Below are 256 nucleotides of genomic sequence, written 5' to 3'. Positions count from 1 at the left end.
GAGGTTGACACAGTAGCACCTGAATTAACCATCGATGAGCTTAAGCCAACAAACGATACTACACCAACAATCTCAGGTAAGACTGAGCCAGGTGCAACAGTAAAAGTTGAAATCTTAGACAAAGATGGCAACCCTGTAGCAACAGGTGATGCGACTGTAGATCCAGAAGGTAACTGGACGTTCACACCGACTGAAGAATTACCAGAAGGTGAATATACAGTTAAAGCTGAAGCGAAAGATGCGGTGGGTAATACTG

At 44.1% G+C, this 256-nt stretch carries 1 protein-coding gene; it reads left to right on the top strand.

All coding sequences use genetic code 11. From position 1 onward, the window contains the following. The coding region (locus tag AC1M9I_RS14705) for an Ig-like domain-containing protein (RefSeq protein ID WP_481611225.1) at positions 1–256 on the top strand (256 nt) is incomplete at both ends.

It is taken from the genome of Acinetobacter sp. ANC_7553 (assembly GCF_056779895.1).
This window is presented reverse-complemented; position numbering and strand designations above follow the sequence as displayed.